Origin of the sequence: Bradyrhizobium sp. WSM2793 (genome assembly GCF_000379585.1) — a bacterium.
Lineage (GTDB): Bacteria > Pseudomonadota > Alphaproteobacteria > Rhizobiales > Xanthobacteraceae > Bradyrhizobium.
The window spans coordinates 156,513-171,864 of record NZ_KB902779.1 but is presented as its reverse complement, the minus strand read 5'-3'; the positions used below and the strand labels follow the sequence as shown (position 1 = coordinate 171,864).

The following is a 15,352-nucleotide window of genomic DNA, read 5'->3' as shown; positions in this document are numbered from 1 at the left end:
GTCACGAAGGCGCGTTGCGGCGGTTTTGCGGCCTCGACGTCGGGGACCGGCGTGAGGTTGGCCTTGGCGGGCAGGCTGCCGAAGGTGTGGTCGAGCAGCTTGCCGAGGGTCGCCGGATCGACGTCGCCGACGACTGCGATCTTCAGCCCGTCCTTGGCGATCACCCGTCCGACATAGTCTTTCATGTCGGCGATCGTGATGGTCGGCACGCTGTCGAGGTTGCCGTTGCTCTGCCGGCTGTAGGGATGATCGCCGAAGGCGACCTCCAGGAATTTGCGGCTCGCCAGCGAGGTCGGATTGGTGGTCTCGCGGCGCAGGCCCGAGACGACCTGCGAGCGGATGCGCTCGACATCGGCGGGGTCGAAATGCGGCGAGGTCAGCGCGCTCCGCAAGAGGTCGAAGGCCTCGTCCTTGTTGTCGCGCAGCATGCGCAGGCTGCCGCGGAAAGTGTCGCGGGTGGCGCTGAAGGAGAGCTCGATGGCGCGGCGGTCGAGCCGCTCGTGGAAGGTCTTGGAGTCGAGATCGCCGGAGCCTTCGTCGAGGAGATCGCCGACCAGATTGGCGACCCCCGGCTTGTCCTTGGGATCCTGCGCCGAGCCGCCGGCAAAGGAATATTCCATGGCGATCAGCGGCACGGTTGCGTCCTGCACGAACCAGGCCTCGATACCACCCGGCGAGACCAGGTGCTGGATCTTTGCGGCCGCCTGCGACGGCGAGATGGCGGCGAGGGAAAGCGCAGCGCCCGTGACAAACGAGAAGGCAACGCGTCGAAGGAAAGGATAGGTCACGAACGCTTCTCCTCGCGCTTGGTGGCGGCAGTGTCCTTGATCAGATAGCCCGTCACCGAGCGCTTCTTCTCGAGCCATTTCTGCGCGACGGCACGGACCTGCTCGGCGGTGACCGCGCGGATGCGATCGGGCCAGCTCCTGATGTCCTCGATCGACAGGCCGGTGGTCAGCGCGCCGCCATACCAGCGTGCCAGCACCGCCTGGTTGTCCTGGGCGTAGATCGCTTCCGCGATGAGCTGGGTCTTGACCCGCTCCAGATCCTCGGCGCGGATCGGGTTCTGCGCGACATTGGCTATGACGCCGTCGACCGCCTGCTCGACCTCGGCGAAGCTGACGCCGGGTTTCGGTGAGGCAGAGATCGCGAACTGGGTCGGGTCGAGCGAGATGCTCGAATAGCTGGCATTGGCGGAGACTGCGAGCGGCTTGTCGACAACGAGGGCGCGGTAGAGATAGGAATTGCTGCCGCTGCCCATCAGCTGCGCCAGCACGTCGAGGGCGGCGCTTTCGCCGGCCGCGGCCGTGGTTGCCGAGGGCACGAGATAATAGCGCCGCATGCTCGGCTGCTCGACGCGCGGGTCGGCCAGCGTGACGGTGCGCGGGGCGGCGGGCTCCGGCTCCTGCGGACGGACCCGCCGCGCCGGGATCGCTGCTTGCGCCGGGATCGAGCCGAAATTGCGCTCGACCAGTGGACGGATGTCGGCGGCCTCGACGTCGCCGGCGATCACCAGGATCGCGTTGTTCGGCGCATAGAAGCGGCGGTAGAAGGCGAGCGCGTCCTCGCGGTCGAGCTTCTCGATCTCCTGGTGCCAGCCGATCACCGGACGGCCGTAGGGATGATTGAGATAGAGCGCGGCCATGATCTGCTCGTTCAGCCGCGCGTCCGGATTGTTGGCGACGCGCATATTGTATTCTTCGAGCACGACGTCACGCTCGGGCAGCACGTTCTCGTCCTTGAGGATGAGGCCGGTCATGCGGTCGGCCTCGAACTCCATCATGGTCGGCAGCTGCTCTTTCGGCACGCGCTGGTAATAGTTGGTGTAGTCGACCGAGGTCGAGGCGTTCTCGTTGCCGCCGACGCGAAGCACGGTCTGGGAGAATTCGCCGACGGGGTGCTTCGAGGTGCCCTTGAACATCAGGTGCTCGAGGAAGTGGGCGAGGCCGGACTTGCCCGGCGTCTCGTCGGCCGAGCCGACCTTGTACCAGATCATCTCGGTGACGACGGGCGTGCGGTGATCGGGGATCACCACGACCTGCATGCCGTTGCTGAGCGTGAAGCTGGCGGGCGGGGCCGATGTGACCGTGGTCTGGCCAAGGGCCGCGCCTGATGTCAGGACACTGGTCGAAAGCAGCGCGGCAAGGAGGCAGGCAGCCGATCGGTTTGCGGACATCATGATCCCTAGTGAAAGGCCGAGGTCCGGATGTCCGGCTCGGACGGCACGGCATGCTACACCGTGCGGCTGAGGCTTCGCGTCACGAAGCAGAGAACTCAACGCGATGGCAAGTTACTGATCAGCAATTTATGCGCCTCGGCCGGCGTGCATGAATGGCCGGCGCGAGGTTTCGGGTCTGTGGAACAGGAACGCTATTGTTCCTTGTCCTTGCCGGACATGATGTCGAAATAGGTCCGCCGCGACTTGTCCGGCCCGGCGCCATAGGCGTAGTTCGGAGACGGCGTCTGATAGCCCGGCGGCGGCTCGACCAGCGACTGGCGCGGCGGCTCCTCGGTGAATTTCTTTTCTTCGGTGGCGTTGCCGCCCTTCATCATATTCCACAGGCCGCCGGAAAAGCCGAGTTCGGCGGGGCTGAGTGACGGATTGCCGTTGGTGCCCGGCTGGATCGGGTCATTGCTTGTCCGGGGGGCTGCGGCGACCTGGCCGGCCTTCATCTCGGCGGGCGTCAGCTGTCGGGCGGCCTGCCAGTTTTCCGTTTCCTTGGTTGCCTTCTTGCGTGCGGCGATGGCTTCCTTGCGGCGCTTCTCCTCGGGGTCCTTGGGCCAGTTCGGCGCAGCCTTGGCCTGGGTCGCGGGAGGCGGCAGGTCGAGCTTGGGCGGCACCACCAGCGGCGAGCGCTCGCGGTATTCGATGCCGGGCTTTTCCATGCTCTTGGCGCCGATGCCGGACATCAGATTGTCGATGATCTTCTCTTCGAAGGTCATCCCGTCATCTTCATCGTCGTCGTCACCGGCGCGCGCTGCGCCAGCCGACATGACGAGGCCGATGCCGAGCGCGACAGCGGACAATTTCAACGCCCGCCAAAGCCCCAATCGGGGGTCTCGAACCATCGAAATGCTGGTCTTCGAGCTGCGCATTACTGTACCTGTTCCATATTGTGTCAGATCGCCGCTCGCACGCGGCAAACCCTCGCAAAGGCCGGGTTCCACCTGCCGGTCCGTATCGGCCGGGATCAGGGCGCTTTTGCGGCGGGTACCCCCAGGAAGGAATCATACAATAGCCCCGCCACCCCAGCAACGATGGCCACGTCGGCGAGGTTAAACACATACCAATTATAGGTATTTCCGCCGATCTCGATGTGGAGCAGGGCGAAATCGACCACCGCGCCATAGGCGAGGCGGTCGATGCCGTTGCCGATGGCGCCGCCGATGATGAGGCCCAACGCGATCGTGGCAAGCCGGGTGTGCGAGCGGGCCATCCAGATCGCCAGCGCGACCACGGCGATGGCCTTGACGGCCATCAGCGCGAGCTGCGCCGCCTGGCCGTCGTTCTGCAGCCAGCCGAAGCTGATGCCGATGTTCCAGGCCAGCACCAGGTCGAAGAACGGCGTCACCTTGACCACGCCGCGACGGGCGAGGTCGAACCCGTTCAGCAGCCAGAGCTTTGAGGCCTGGTCGGCCACGAGGGTGACCAGGGCCGCGAGGATGCCGGCGCGGAGCGGGGTCATAGCCGCGGGATCAGACGCTCACGCCCAACGCCTTCCACTCGCGCAGCGCATGTGCATCGCGCGGGGTGACGTCGGGATATTCAGCGTCTTCGCCGACCATTGGGGAGATTTTCCAGGAGCGGGCGCATTTGGTGCCGACCGCCTTCTCCACCACGACCGCGACACCGGGGACGGCATCGAGCCGGAACGCATCGGCGGGCGCCTCGCCTTCGCGCACCTCGTAATTCGAGGTGATGCAGATTTCGGCGAGGTCGACGTCGAACAGCGTCATCAGCATGTCCCGGTCGGCGACGTAGATCACCGGCGAAGCCTCCAGCGAGGAGCCGATGTTCTTGGCGGCACGTTCGAGCTCGAGCGCGCCGGTGACGACGCGGCGGACGTTGCGGATCGCTTCCCATTTCGCGGCGAGCTTGTCGTCGCGCAAGGCTTCGAGATCGGTCGGGAACAGCGTCAGATGCACCGATGGCTCGGCATCTGGCCGATACATGCGCCAGCTTTCCTCCGCGGTGAAGCTGAGGATCGGCGCCAGCCATTTCAGGACCGAGGCGCACAACAGGTCGATCGTCGTCAGCGCCGCCTTGCGCGTCGGCGACGACGGAGGATCGCAATAAAGCGTGTCCTTGCGGATGTCGAAATAGAACGCCGAGAGCTCGCTGTTCAGGAAAGCGGACAGGATCGCGACCACCGATTTGAAGTCGAACTCTCGATAGGCCTTGTCGACCGCAGCCGCGCGCACCGCGAGCTCGTGCAGCATCAGCCGTTCGAGCTCGGGCATCTCGGCAGGCGCCACTGCGTCGGCCGGCTTGTAATGATGCAGCGTGCCGAGCATCCAGCGCACGGTGTTGCGCAGCTTGCGGTAGGTCTCGACGGTGTTCTTCAGGATCTCGGGGCCGATGCGCTGGTCGTCGGTGTAGTCGCAGGACGCGACCCAGAGCCTCAAGATGTCGGCGCCGGATTCCTTGATGACGGCCTGCGGCTCGATGGTGTTGCCGAGCGACTTCGACATCTTGCGGCCGTCCTCGGCCTGGGTGAAGCCGTGGGTCAGCACGACGTCGTAGGGCGCGCGGCCGCGGGTGCCGCAGCTCTCCAGCAGCGAGGAGTGGAACCAGCCGCGATGCTGGTCCGAGCCTTCCAGATACATCACCGTGTCGGTGCCGCCGTCGACCTTGCGCTTGATGCCGGCGAGCCCGGGAAACTGCACGGGGTCCTCGAGCACGAAGGCGTGCGTCGAGCCGGAATCGAACCAGACGTCGAGAATATCGTCGACCTTCTGCCAGTCTTCATTGGCCCGTGAGCCCAGGAAGCGCTCGCGCGCGCCCTTCGCGTACCAGGCATCGGCGCCTTCCTGCTCGAAGGCCTCGCCGATACGGGTGTTGACGGCCTCGTCCTGGAGGATCTCGGCGGAGCCGTCGCCCTTCTCGCGCACGAACACGGCGATCGGCACGCCCCAGGCGCGCTGGCGCGAGATCACCCAGTCGGGCCGCGCCTCGATCATGCCGTTGATGCGGTTCTCGCCGGACGGCGGCACCCATTGCGTCACCGAGATCGCGTGCAGCGCGCGGGCGCGCAGCGTGTCGCCGCTCTTGGTCTTGCCGCCCTGCGCCACGTCCTTGTCCATCGCGATGAACCATTGCGGCGTATTGCGGAAGATCACCGGCTTCTTGGAGCGCCAGGAGTGCGGATATTGGTGCTTGAGCCGGCCGCGCGCGAGCAGCATGCCCTTTTCGACGAGCGCCTTGATCACGGCCTCGTTGGCCTCGCCCTTCTCGCCCTTGTCGTTGATGACGCGCTTGCCGGCAAAGCCCGGCGCATGATCGGTGTAGGCGCCGTTCTCGTCGACGGTATAGGGGATTGCCGTGGTGATGCCACGCGCATCGAGATCGCGCGCCTGCGCCATCCAGGCATCGAAGTCCTCGCGGCCATGGCCGGGCGCGGTGTGCACGAAGCCGGTGCCGGTGTCGTCGGTGACGTGGTCGCCGGGCAGCAGCGGCACGATGAAGTCGTAGCCGCCGGCAAGACCCTTCAGCGGATGGGCGCATTCGATCGCGTCCATGGTGTCGCCGGGCACGTCGCGCACCTTCTCGAAGGCCGTCACGCGCGCCTGCTTGAAGACCTCTTCAGCGAGCGCGTCGGCGAGGATCAGGAGATCTCCGGTCCTGGCCCAATTGTCGGCGGGCGCGTCCGTCACCTTGTACAGGCCGTAGGCGATCTTCGGTGAGAACGAGATGGCGCGGTTGCCCGGCAACGTCCACGGCGTGGTGGTCCAGATCACGACGCTTGCGGAGGCGAGCGCACCGTGCGCGGGCGAGGTGACCGGGAATTTCACCCACACCGTATCGGAGGTGTGGTCCTCGTACTCGACCTCGGCTTCGGCCAATGCGGTCTTCTCGACCACGCTCCACATCACCGGCTTGGAGCCGCGATAGAGCGTGCCGTTGGCTGCGAACTTCATCAGTTCGCGCGCGATCTGGGCTTCGGCCGGGAAGCTCATGGTGGCGTAGGGATGGTCCCAGTCGCCGATCACACCCAAGCGCTTGAACTCCTCGCGTTGCACGCCGAGCCAATGCGTGGCGTAGGCACGGCACTCCTTGCGGAAGTCGATCATCGCGGTGGAGTCGCGGAAGTCGGGCTTCTGCTTGCCCTTCTTGCGATAGTGCTCTTCCTCGACCTTCCATTCGATCGGCAGGCCGTGGCAGTCCCAGCCAGGCACGTAGTTGGAATCGAAGCCGAGCATCTGCTGGCTCTTGGTGACGAGATCCTTGAGGATCTTGTTCAGCGCGGTGCCGATATGGATATTGCCGTTGGCATAGGGCGGGCCGTCATGCAGCACGAACTTGGCGCGGCCTTGGGCAGCCTCGCGCAGTCTCTCGTAGAGGCCGATCTCGTACCAGCGCTTGAGGATCTCCGGCTCGCGCTGCGGCAGGCCGGCGCGCATCGGGAATTCGGTCTGCGGCAGGAACAGGGTCTTCGAATAGTCTTTGGCTTCAGACTTTGGGGATTTTTGCGGCTTTTCGGACATGTGGCTGACTGGCTCGGAAGGGCGCGGGAACGGATGGCGATGCGGAATCGCGGGGTGAAACGACAAAATCCCGGTCTTGCGCCGAGCCGAAGGCTCAGGCGGAAGCCGGGCCGCTAATCCCTATGATGCGCCGCGCAAACATGGGCCCTCCATAGCAGGGGGCCAAGGGAAGCGCAAAGGTTCGGGGAAGCCGGGTTCGGGCTCAATCGATGGTGCCGAGCCGCGGAAATGCGTCCGGGGCGGCGGCCAGGATGGCGCGGGCACGGGCGGAATCGTCGTCCATCTGGCGGATCAGGGCCTGCAGACTGTCGAATTTCAGCTCCTCGCGGATGAAGCCGACGAAGGCGCAGTCCAGAGCCTGCCCGTAGAGGTCGCCCTTGAAGTCGAACAGGAAGATCTCGAGCAGCGGGGCACCGTTATCAAAGGTCGGGCGGCGGCCGAAGCTTGCCACCCCGTCCAGCCGCTCAGGCCCGCGGCCGACGCGCACCGCATAGATGCCGTGCTTCAGTCCGCAATTGGCGTCCAGGCGGATGTTGGCGGTGGGATAGCCGAGATCGCGGCCGCGCTTCTCGCCGTGGATGACCTCGCCGGTGACGAACCAGGGCGCGCCCAGCATGGTAGTGGCATCGCCGAGGAGGCCTTCGGCGAGTGCGATCCGGATGGCGCTGGAGGACACCGGCCGCTCGTCGATATCGACATGGGGCTGCACATCGACCTCGATGCCGAGGCGGGGCGCTTCGTTGACCAAAAGGCTCGGCGAGCCGACGCGTCCTTTGCCGAAATGGAAGTCATAGCCGACCGCGATCCCGCTGACGCCGAGCCGCCCGATCAGGTCATGGTGAATGAAGTCTTGCGCGCTGGTTCCGGCACGGGCTTTGTCGAAGGTCATGACCACGGCGCCGGCTAGCCCGGTGCCGGCCAGGAGCCGCAGCTTGGCCCGCTCGTCCGTCAGGCGGAATTGGGGGGTGTTGGGGCTGAAAAACCGCCGCGGATGCGGCTCGAAGGTCAATGCCAGCGCGGGGCGGCCCTGCGCCCGGCCCATTTCCAGGGCTGCGGCGATCACGGCGCGGTGGCCGAGATGAACCCCGTCGAAATTGCCCATGGCGACCACGGCACCCCTTGGAATCGCGGAGACCGGCGTGGTGTCGCGGATAATGATAAAATGCGGAGCCATCAGGGGAATTCTCAAACCGGCAGGACCGGGCGGGACCGTGGCGCGACCGGCCGGATGAAGTCAAGCGGGAGGGAGGCGGCCACATCGAACGCGATTTCAGTTCTTGGCGGGCGTCCCCAATTAACGCGCTGTTTAACGCCTTGGTGCTAGTCCTTGAGCGTGGAACTGCCGGGGCTCCAGCTTGGGCAGGTCCGATCGTAATATTCCTGGGTTTGCGTTGGGGGAGTCGAGATGGCGGTTGATTTGTCGATGCCGGTTCTGGTGGTGGACGACTACAGCACCATGATCCGTATCATCAGGAATCTGCTGAAGCAGCTTGGCTTCGAGAACATCGATGATGCCAGCGACGGTTCGGCAGCACTGAACAAGATGCGCGGCAAGAAGTACGGGCTCGTGATCTCCGACTGGAACATGGAGCCGATGACGGGTTACGACCTGCTGCGCGAAGTGCGCGCGGATCCGAACCTCGCCACCACGCCCTTCATCATGATCACCGCGGAATCCAAGACCGAGAACGTGATCGCGGCCAAGAAGGCCGGTGTGAACAACTACATCGTCAAGCCGTTCAACGCGGCGACGCTGAAGACCAAGATCGAGGCGGTCTTCCCGGACATGGCGAGCGCGTAAAGCGCCGCCTGATCCAAACACAGCTTTCTATGGAGATCGTCATGCCCGGGCTTGTCCCGGGCATCCACGTTCTTGGGCGTTGGAAGCAAGTCGTAGATGGCCGGGTCATAGGCGAGCGGAAGCGACGCCGTCCTTCGGACGGCTGTGCCCGGCCATGACGGTGTTGAGAGCTAAGCAATTGGTCTAAGCCGGCGTCAGTTCACGCCCAGCCGTCACCACTTCAATTCGCGCATCACCGCCTTCGGCGGGTGGCCGAACAATTCCATCACCGATGCCGGGTCGAGCTGATCGAGGCCCTCGAACTCCTCGGCATGGATGCCGCGGGTGACGAACAGGCAGTCGATGCCGAATTCGCGCGCGCCGGTTAAGTCGGTGCGGACGGAATCGCCGATCGCCAGCACTTTTTTCCGGTCGATCGGATGGCCCTGGCGTTCGCCGGCGAGTGCCATGGCGCGCTCGTAGATCGGCCGGTGCGGCTTGCCGTAGAAGATCACTTCGCCGCCGAGCTCGCGATAGAGCTCCGCGATGGCGCCGGCGCAATAGATCAGCCGGTCGCCGCGCTCGACCACGATGTCGGGATTGGCGCAGACCAGCGTCAGCTTGCGCTCGCGCGCCTTCAGCATCATGCCGCGATAGTCTTCCGCCGTTTCGGTCTCGTCGTCATAGAGGCCGGTGCAGACGATGTAGTCGGCTTCCTCCAGCGGCGCGGTTTTCGCGTCGAGCCCGCGATAGATCGAGTTGTCGCGCTCGGGGCCGAGCCAGAACATCTTGCGGCCGGGATGCTCGGCGACATAGAGCCGGGTCAGGTCGCCGGACGACACGATCGCGTCATAGGTCTCGTCGGCGACGCCGAGCTTGCGCAACTGCCGCTGCACGCTATCGGCCGGGCGCGGGGCGTTGGTGATCAGGATCACCGTACCGCCGCGGCTGCGATAAGTGTGCAACGCCTCGCAGGCTCCCGGGAAGGATTCGAGGCCGTTATGGACCACGCCCCAGATGTCGCTGAGCACGACATCGACACCGCCCACGAGCTCGCGCAGGCTTTCGGCGAAATGCAGTGTGGTCATGATGCGCAGCGTCGATCAGATGCGGCGCGCGAGCGCCGCGTTGCCGGTGATGCGTTGTGCCGGAGGGGCTGACGTCGCGCCAGATGTCGCGCCTTGGCTGGGGGGAGCGGAGCCATTGGATCCCTGAATGTCCTGCGCCTGGTTCGGCGAGGCCCCGCCGGTAGCAGATGCCCCCTCAGGCCGCAATGGCCGGGGCGGCGCGAACAGGAAGCCCTGGCCGAACCGCACGTCATAGTCGAGCAGGTCCACGACCGCGCGCTCGCCTTCGATCCTTTCGGCGATCAGGTCGATGCCGAAGCGGCCGAGCAAGTCGGAGAGGTCGGAAGGATGGATGTCCGAGGCCGAGGCCTGCCGGGGGTCGAGCAGCAGGGTGGCCGGCACCTTGATGAAGCGCACCCCGCGGTCGGCCAGCTCGCGCGGCTCGATGCGCAAATCGGTGACATGGTCGATCGAGAAACGGAAGCCGCGCTGAGCGAGCGCCGCGAGATTCTCGGTCTCGGCCGGGCCGAGATTGCGGAAGGTCGATTGCTTGAACTCCAGCACCAGCGAGGGCGCCAGCGCCCGGTTGGCTTCGAGGAAGTCGAGGCATTGCGCGAAGGTGGTGGAATTGCCGAGCGTGGAGGCCGCGACGTTGCAGAACACGCCGACGTCCTTGTTGCGCACCATCAGGCGCCGCAGCACCTGCACACAGCGCAGCATCACCATGTTGTCGATGCGCCCGATCAGGCCGGACGCTTCTGCGATGCTGATGAACTCCTCGGCGGCGATCAGCTGGTCGCGCTCGTCACGAAGTCGCGTCACGGCTTCATAGAACCGCACCTTGCGTTGCGGCAGCGTCACCATCGGCTGCAGGAAGATGTCGATGCGGTTTTCGTCGATCGCGTTGCGCAGCGCCGCCAGCAACTGGGTCTGGTTGCGCCCGTTGACTGCCGGAACCGGATTGGCGGCCTGGGTCTGGATCGCCGGTGCTGGTCGTGACGGCGGTGCGGGCAGCGGCGGCGGGGCAGCCGACCGCTCCTCGAACGGCGCAATCAGGTCGATTGGCGCCTCCGGCTCCAGCCTGGCGATCGGAGCGGGAGCCGGCGCTGGCGCATTGCCAGCCAACAGATCCTCATGAGTCGATACGGTGGTGGCGAGCTGCCTGACCAATCCGCCGAGCTCGTTGATCTCGCCGACCACCGACTGGATGCGGTCGGAGTTGGTCGAATTGGACGAGGCGATACGTCCCTCAATCGCGGCCAGGCGGCGACCGAACTCCGCCACCTGGCGGGCGAGGTCGGCGGTGCCGCGCGATAAATCGGCGATCTGGCCGCCGACATCGCTGCGGTCGCGCAGCCGCATCGACACCGCGTTGTAGAGGATCAGGAAGGTCAGCGCGGTCAGCGCCACGATCGCGGATTCGGTTCCGCTGATGCCGGCGACGGCGTAGAGCACAAGCCCGAGCGAGGCCGCGACCAGTACCATGCAGATGGCGATGAAGATCGTCGAAATGCGAATCATGCCGCGCGTTACGCCTCAAAGAGCTGACTGCCTCACCCGGGAAAACACGGGCCGCTGTGCGAACCCGTCACGCCTCATGCTCCCCCAAGCTGCATGAGCTTATCATCATTGTTGATTCGAGGGGATAGCGGCCCGTTCCCGGGCGCGGTCAGGCGGGCGCGGCGGCTCCGACTGTATCTGCCGAGACGGCGTCGCGGGTGCCGAGCGGCTTGGGTGGCCCCGCGGTCGTGTCCTTCAGCGTCTGCCGTTCGATCTCCGAATTCAGCTCGGCGCCGAACATGATGACGATCGCCGACATCCACATCCAGGTCATCAGGCCGATTGCCGCGCCGAGCGAGCCGTAGGTCGCATTGTAATTGGCAAACTCCGAGAGATACCAGGACAGCAGCGCCGAGCCGGCGATCCAGAGGATGGCGGCGATCACCGCGCCGAGGCTCAGCCATTGCCAGCGCGGCGCATCGCGGCTGGGCGCGAAGCGGTAGAGGATCGCAAGCGCTACGAGCAGGATGAGGAACATGAGCGGCCATCGTGCCAGCGCCACGATCAGCTTGCTTTCGGGTGCCATGCCGAGATGATTGAGCGCCAGCGGAAAGGCTACGACAACCCCCACCATCACCAGCAGTGCCACGATGCCGCCGACCGTGAAGGCCAGCGAGACCATGTTGAGCCGGATAAAGCTGCGCTTCTCGCGTTCCTCATAGGCCACATTGAGGGCATCGAAGATCGCCTTGACCCCCGCATTGGCGCTCCAGATCGCCAGCAGAAGGCCGAGCAGGAACGTGGCACCGAGCGTGGTATTGCCATGCGAGACCACGCGCGCCACCTGGTCCTCGACGATCTGAAACGAGCCCTCGGGCAGCATCGTTGCAAGCGTCTGCAGATTAGCGCTGATTGTCGCGGGATCGGCGAACAGGCCGTAAGACGAGACCACCGCCGTGACCGCCGGGAAGACCGCGAGCAGCCCGAAGAACACCACGCCGCCCGCTGTCGCCAGCAGGCGATCCTCATCGATGCGCTGATAGGTCCGCCAGAAGATATCCTTCCAGCCCTTCCAGGGGATCTCAAACGGGCTCTTGGCGCGGCGGCCATGGCCGGGCTGCACGGCCGCGCGCGCGGGATGCGTTTCCGGTGAATTCGCCTCGCCTTTTCGATGGTCTTGCGGGGGCCCCGATGGGACCAAGTCCCTGTCCTGAAAGTAGCGCTCCGCCGTCAGCACGAAGACGGCCGTCGCCGCCACCAGCAGCCAGGAGTCGATCTGTTCGGAGCGCCGCACCAGCATTTAAGCGTCCAATCTCCGGCCGTGACGCCGGCGGCGCGCTGCCGTGAACCCTGCCAACCCAATCGCGGCGAGCATCAAGCCAAGCTGCACGGGTCGGTTGGTGCGAACGGGCCGGGCTCTTGCGCCATGGCGGCGCTCGCGCGGCGCGAGCGGCGCAAGGGGAATCGTGGTCGCCACCTCTTTCACGGCCTCCTTGACCGTTCCGCGCGGGATCCGCGGGGTCGCGATCGCAACGCGCAACCGGCTGGCCAGCGGCACGATCGGCTTGGCTTTGCGCTTCATCTGCGCCATTGCCACGCCCGCGCAGACCGCCGCCAGCACCAGCAGCACGCCGCCGACGGCCCCGAAACCCCAGAACTGCCCGTAGGTGATGGCGACCCAGCGGTACAGGGCGATCAGCCCGACGAAGAATGCCGCGATCACGAACAGGCCCGCGACCGCAAACAGCCCGCCGGCCACGGCGTAAGACGTCACCTTGCCGGTCGCCTGGCTGGTCTGGTCACGCAGATAGGATTGAGCGGCGCGTTTGACGTGGTTGAGCTTCAGCGCCATGCCGGCGCGCAGCAGTTCGCCCGATGGCGCGAGCATGCGGACATCCTCCGAGAGCGAGAAAATTCGTTCGGGGGATGAACGTGGCGGAATTTGACTTGTTCCGACGGAGCACCGTCCGTCGTGGTGAATCAGGCGAGATCGGCGGCCGCGATCCAGAACACCTCGCCCTCGGAGTCCTCGGTGTCGAGCCAGAGCAGCGGCAGTTCCGGAAAGGCCTCGTCGACCAATTCGCGGCCGCGGCCAATCTCGCAGATCAGTCCGCCGTCCGGAGTGAGGTGATCGGGCGCCTCAGCCAGGATGCGGCGGACCACGTCGAGGCCGTCGGCGCCACCGTCGAAGGCGAGCTTGGGTTCGGCCCGGCACTCAGGCGGCAGTGCGGCCATGCCTTCTGCGTCGACATAGGGCGGGTTGGTGATGATCAGGTCGTAACGCGCATCGCCGAGCGGGGCGAACAGATCGCCGCGATACAGGCTGATCCGGTCCTCGAGCCCGTATTCGCCGACATTTCGCGTGGCGACCTCGAACGCTCCCTTCGAGATATCGACGGCATCGACGGCGGCGTTCGGGAAATGCTGCGCGGCGAGGATGGCGAGGCATCCCGATCCCGTGCAGAGATCGAGCACGCGCTCGACGCCCGTAGGGTCGTCGATCAGCGATCCGGCCTCGCCGTCGCCGCCAAAATGCGAATCCAGCAGTTCGCCGATGAAGGAGCGCGGAACGATGACGCGCTCGTCGACATAGAAGGGCAGGCCACGCATGTAGATCTTGTTGACGAGATAGGCGGCCGGTTTGCGCGTGGTCACGCGCTGGTGGATCAGATCGAGCACGGTCTTGCCCTCGGCGGCCGTGACGCGCGCGTTGGCAAAGCTTTCGAGCTGTTCGGGATGCAGATGCAGCGCCTCGCAGACCAGGAAGGCGGCTTCGGCGACCGGATCGGTCGTGCCATGAGCAAAGGCGAGTTTTGCTTCAACGAAGCGGCTCACCGCGTAGCGGACGTAGTCGAGCAGCGTGAGGAGCTCGCCGCGTCCGACCGTCGCGAGCTTCGGTGCGGCGCGGCTGCGCGCGGTCTTTTTGGATGCTCTTGCCATCAGGATTTGGTCCAGCGTGCGGCGGCCTCGTCGTCACGGGCGTGGGCCTCGACCCAGCCGGTGCCGGTGGCGCTCTCTTCCTTCTTCCAGAACGGGGCGCTGGTCTTGAGGTAGTCCATCAGGAACTCGGCGGCATGGAATGCGGCCTGGCGGTGCTGCGAGGCGGTCAGCACCAGCACGATGTTCTGGCCCGGCATGAAGCGGCCGACGCGATGGATCACGGTGACGCCGTTCAGCGGCCAGCGGGAAATGGCTTCGTCGGCATGGCGCCTGATCTCTTCCTCGGCCATGCCAGGATAGTGCTCGAGCGTGAGCGCGGCGACCTTGGCGCTGTCATCGTCCGCGCGGCAGATGCCGGAGAAGCTCACGACCGCGCCGATGTCGGTCCGGCTCTTGGTCAGGACGGCGATCTCGCGCGCGATGTCGAAATCGTCTTCCTGAATACGGATGGTGACAGGGCAGCTGGCGACTGGGGAAGACATGGCCTAACCGCCGGTCATCGGCGGGAAAAACGCGATCTCGCGGGCGCCCGCGATCGCGGCATCCGATTTGACATGGGCGTGGTCGATCGCGGTGCGGATCACCTTCGGCTTCTCGAACGCGTAGGCATAGGCCTCGCTCTGGCCAGACAGCCAGGCGATCAACTCCTCGACGGTGCGCACGGTCGCCGGCGGCTCGATGGTCTCCTCCGCCTTGCCGACGCGCTCGCGCACCCAGGCGAAATATTTCACCTTCATCCCTCGTCCTCCTTGATGAGGTGATGGATGCCGGCGCGGAAATAATCGTAGCCGGTATAGATGGTCACGATCGCCGAGGCCCACAGCAGGGCGAGGCCAATCATCGAGACGACGGGCACCACCTCGTCGCCGGCAGGTCCCGCGAGCAGGAAGCCGATCGCGACGAGCTGGACCGTGGTCTTCCACTTCGCAAGCTTGGTCACGGGCACGCTGACGCGGAGCGCGGCGAGGTATTCGCGCAGGCCCGAGACCAGGATCTCGCGGCACAGGATGACGATGGCGGCCCACAACGACCAGCCGTGGATGATGCCGTCGGCGGCCAGCATCAGCAGGCACGAGGCGACCAGCAGCTTGTCGGCGATCGGGTCGAGCATCCGGCCGAACGCCGATTGCTGATTCCAGATCCGCGCGTAATAGCCGTCGAGGTAATCGGTGACCGCGGCCGCGATGAAGAGGGCGACCGCCACCCAGCGCAGCCAGAGCGGCTGATCCAGAATCGACTGCGCATAGATGCATCCGACGACGACCGGGATCGCGGCGATCCGGCCATAGGTCAGGATGTTGGGGAGGGACATCGCGCGGCTGGTCGTCCCTCGTGTGGTGGCGATGTTCATCCGTCCTAC

15 protein-coding genes are annotated in these 15,352 nt (G+C 65.5%); 1 reads left to right on the top strand and 14 read right to left on the bottom strand.

Annotated features, from left to right (window positions below):
- The 6 genes from A3AS_RS0114850 to A3AS_RS0114825 form a co-directional block, all read right to left on the bottom strand.
- On the bottom strand, nucleotides 1–788 hold a 788-nt coding region (locus tag A3AS_RS0114850), incomplete at its 3' end, for a pitrilysin family protein (RefSeq protein WP_018318367.1).
- The gene (locus A3AS_RS0114845) at nucleotides 785–2,176 is read right to left on the bottom strand and encodes a pitrilysin family protein (protein ID WP_026202005.1); all 1,392 of its coding nucleotides are present in this window, start codon (nucleotides 2,174–2,176) and stop codon (nucleotides 785–787) included. The genes A3AS_RS0114850 and A3AS_RS0114845, both read right to left, overlap by 4 nt.
- A 194-nt stretch (nucleotides 2,177–2,370) precedes the next feature.
- Complete coding sequence (locus A3AS_RS0114840; RefSeq protein ID WP_018318365.1) at nucleotides 2,371–3,096, bottom strand: hypothetical protein; 726 nt, start codon at nucleotides 3,094–3,096, stop codon at nucleotides 2,371–2,373.
- 95 nt (nucleotides 3,097–3,191) lie between these two features.
- The gene (gene lspA, locus A3AS_RS0114835; protein WP_018318364.1) at nucleotides 3,192–3,686 is read right to left on the bottom strand and encodes a signal peptidase II; all 495 of its coding nucleotides are present in this window, start codon (nucleotides 3,684–3,686) and stop codon (nucleotides 3,192–3,194) included.
- A 10-nt stretch (nucleotides 3,687–3,696) separates the two neighbouring features.
- Nucleotides 3,697–6,705, bottom strand: coding sequence for an isoleucine--tRNA ligase (ileS, locus tag A3AS_RS0114830; protein ID WP_018318363.1), 3,009 nt, complete (start codon nucleotides 6,703–6,705; stop codon nucleotides 3,697–3,699).
- A gap of 202 nt (nucleotides 6,706–6,907) precedes the next feature.
- Nucleotides 6,908–7,879, bottom strand: coding sequence for a bifunctional riboflavin kinase/FAD synthetase (locus A3AS_RS0114825; protein ID WP_018318362.1), 972 nt, complete (start codon nucleotides 7,877–7,879; stop codon nucleotides 6,908–6,910).
- Between the two features lie 231 nt (nucleotides 7,880–8,110).
- Between A3AS_RS0114825 and A3AS_RS0114820 the strand changes: the two genes are divergently transcribed.
- Nucleotides 8,111–8,506, top strand: a complete 396-nt coding sequence (locus A3AS_RS0114820; protein WP_008567674.1) for a response regulator — start codon at nucleotides 8,111–8,113, stop codon at nucleotides 8,504–8,506.
- Nucleotides 8,507–8,718: 212 nt separating this feature from the next.
- On the opposite strand, the gene A3AS_RS0114815 is transcribed toward A3AS_RS0114820, so the two are convergent.
- The 8 genes from A3AS_RS0114815 to pgsA form a co-directional block, all read right to left on the bottom strand.
- Nucleotides 8,719–9,573, bottom strand: coding sequence for a TIGR01459 family HAD-type hydrolase (locus A3AS_RS0114815; RefSeq protein ID WP_018318361.1), 855 nt, complete (start codon nucleotides 9,571–9,573; stop codon nucleotides 8,719–8,721).
- Between the two features lie 15 nt (nucleotides 9,574–9,588).
- On the bottom strand, nucleotides 9,589–11,073 hold the full coding sequence (locus A3AS_RS0114810; RefSeq protein WP_018318360.1) for an EAL domain-containing protein: 1,485 nt from the start codon (nucleotides 11,071–11,073) through the stop codon (nucleotides 9,589–9,591).
- 148 nt (nucleotides 11,074–11,221) lie between these two features.
- Entirely contained in the window at nucleotides 11,222–12,352 is a 1,131-nt protein-coding gene (locus A3AS_RS0114805) for a YihY/virulence factor BrkB family protein (protein WP_018318359.1), read from the bottom strand.
- Complete coding sequence (locus tag A3AS_RS0114800; RefSeq protein ID WP_018318358.1) at nucleotides 12,353–12,940, bottom strand: phage holin family protein; 588 nt, start codon at nucleotides 12,938–12,940, stop codon at nucleotides 12,353–12,355. It lies immediately after the preceding gene.
- 92 nt (nucleotides 12,941–13,032) lie between these two features.
- Entirely contained in the window at nucleotides 13,033–13,992 is a 960-nt protein-coding gene (prmB, locus tag A3AS_RS0114795; protein ID WP_018318357.1) for a 50S ribosomal protein L3 N(5)-glutamine methyltransferase, read from the bottom strand.
- Nucleotides 13,992–14,474, bottom strand: a complete 483-nt coding sequence (locus tag A3AS_RS0114790; RefSeq protein WP_018318356.1) for a molybdenum cofactor biosynthesis protein MoaE — start codon at nucleotides 14,472–14,474, stop codon at nucleotides 13,992–13,994. Before A3AS_RS0114790 ends, prmB begins: the two co-directional genes overlap by 1 nt.
- Before the next feature lie 3 nt (nucleotides 14,475–14,477).
- A complete protein-coding gene (gene moaD, locus A3AS_RS0114785) occupies nucleotides 14,478–14,729 on the bottom strand; it encodes a molybdopterin converting factor subunit 1 (RefSeq protein WP_018318355.1) in 252 nt (83 codons plus the stop codon).
- Nucleotides 14,726–15,343, bottom strand: a complete 618-nt coding sequence (gene pgsA / locus A3AS_RS0114780) for a CDP-diacylglycerol--glycerol-3-phosphate 3-phosphatidyltransferase (RefSeq protein WP_018318354.1) — start codon at nucleotides 15,341–15,343, stop codon at nucleotides 14,726–14,728. The genes moaD and pgsA overlap by 4 nt, the downstream gene beginning before the upstream one ends.
- Between the last annotated feature and the right edge of the window lie 9 nt (nucleotides 15,344–15,352).

Bases quoted from the DNA above. Each gene is read 5' to 3' on its own strand.
- ileS (WP_018318363.1), bottom strand. From the start codon at position 6,705: ATGTCCGAAAAGCCGCAAAAATCCCCAAAGTCTGAAGCCAAAGACTAT.
- A3AS_RS0114845 (WP_026202005.1), bottom strand. From the start codon at position 2,176: ATGTCCGCAAACCGATCGGCTGCCTGCCTCCTTGCCGCGCTGCTTTCG.
- A3AS_RS0114825 (WP_018318362.1), bottom strand. From the start codon at position 7,879: ATGGCTCCGCATTTTATCATTATCCGCGACACCACGCCGGTCTCCGCG.
- A3AS_RS0114815 (WP_018318361.1), bottom strand. From the start codon at position 9,573: ATGACCACACTGCATTTCGCCGAAAGCCTGCGCGAGCTCGTGGGCGGT.
- prmB (WP_018318357.1), bottom strand. From the start codon at position 13,992: ATGGCAAGAGCATCCAAAAAGACCGCGCGCAGCCGCGCCGCACCGAAG.
- moaD (WP_018318355.1), bottom strand. From the start codon at position 14,729: ATGAAGGTGAAATATTTCGCCTGGGTGCGCGAGCGCGTCGGCAAGGCG.
- A3AS_RS0114810 (WP_018318360.1), bottom strand. From the start codon at position 11,073: ATGATTCGCATTTCGACGATCTTCATCGCCATCTGCATGGTACTGGTC.
- A3AS_RS0114800 (WP_018318358.1), bottom strand. From the start codon at position 12,940: ATGCTCGCGCCATCGGGCGAACTGCTGCGCGCCGGCATGGCGCTGAAG.
- lspA (WP_018318364.1), bottom strand. From the start codon at position 3,686: ATGACCCCGCTCCGCGCCGGCATCCTCGCGGCCCTGGTCACCCTCGTG.
- A3AS_RS0114840 (WP_018318365.1), bottom strand. From the start codon at position 3,096: ATGCGCAGCTCGAAGACCAGCATTTCGATGGTTCGAGACCCCCGATTG.
- A3AS_RS0114805 (WP_018318359.1), bottom strand. From the start codon at position 12,352: ATGCTGGTGCGGCGCTCCGAACAGATCGACTCCTGGCTGCTGGTGGCG.
- A3AS_RS0114790 (WP_018318356.1), bottom strand. From the start codon at position 14,474: ATGTCTTCCCCAGTCGCCAGCTGCCCTGTCACCATCCGTATTCAGGAA.
- A3AS_RS0114820 (WP_008567674.1), top strand. From the start codon at position 8,111: ATGGCGGTTGATTTGTCGATGCCGGTTCTGGTGGTGGACGACTACAGC.
- pgsA (WP_018318354.1), bottom strand. From the start codon at position 15,343: ATGAACATCGCCACCACACGAGGGACGACCAGCCGCGCGATGTCCCTC.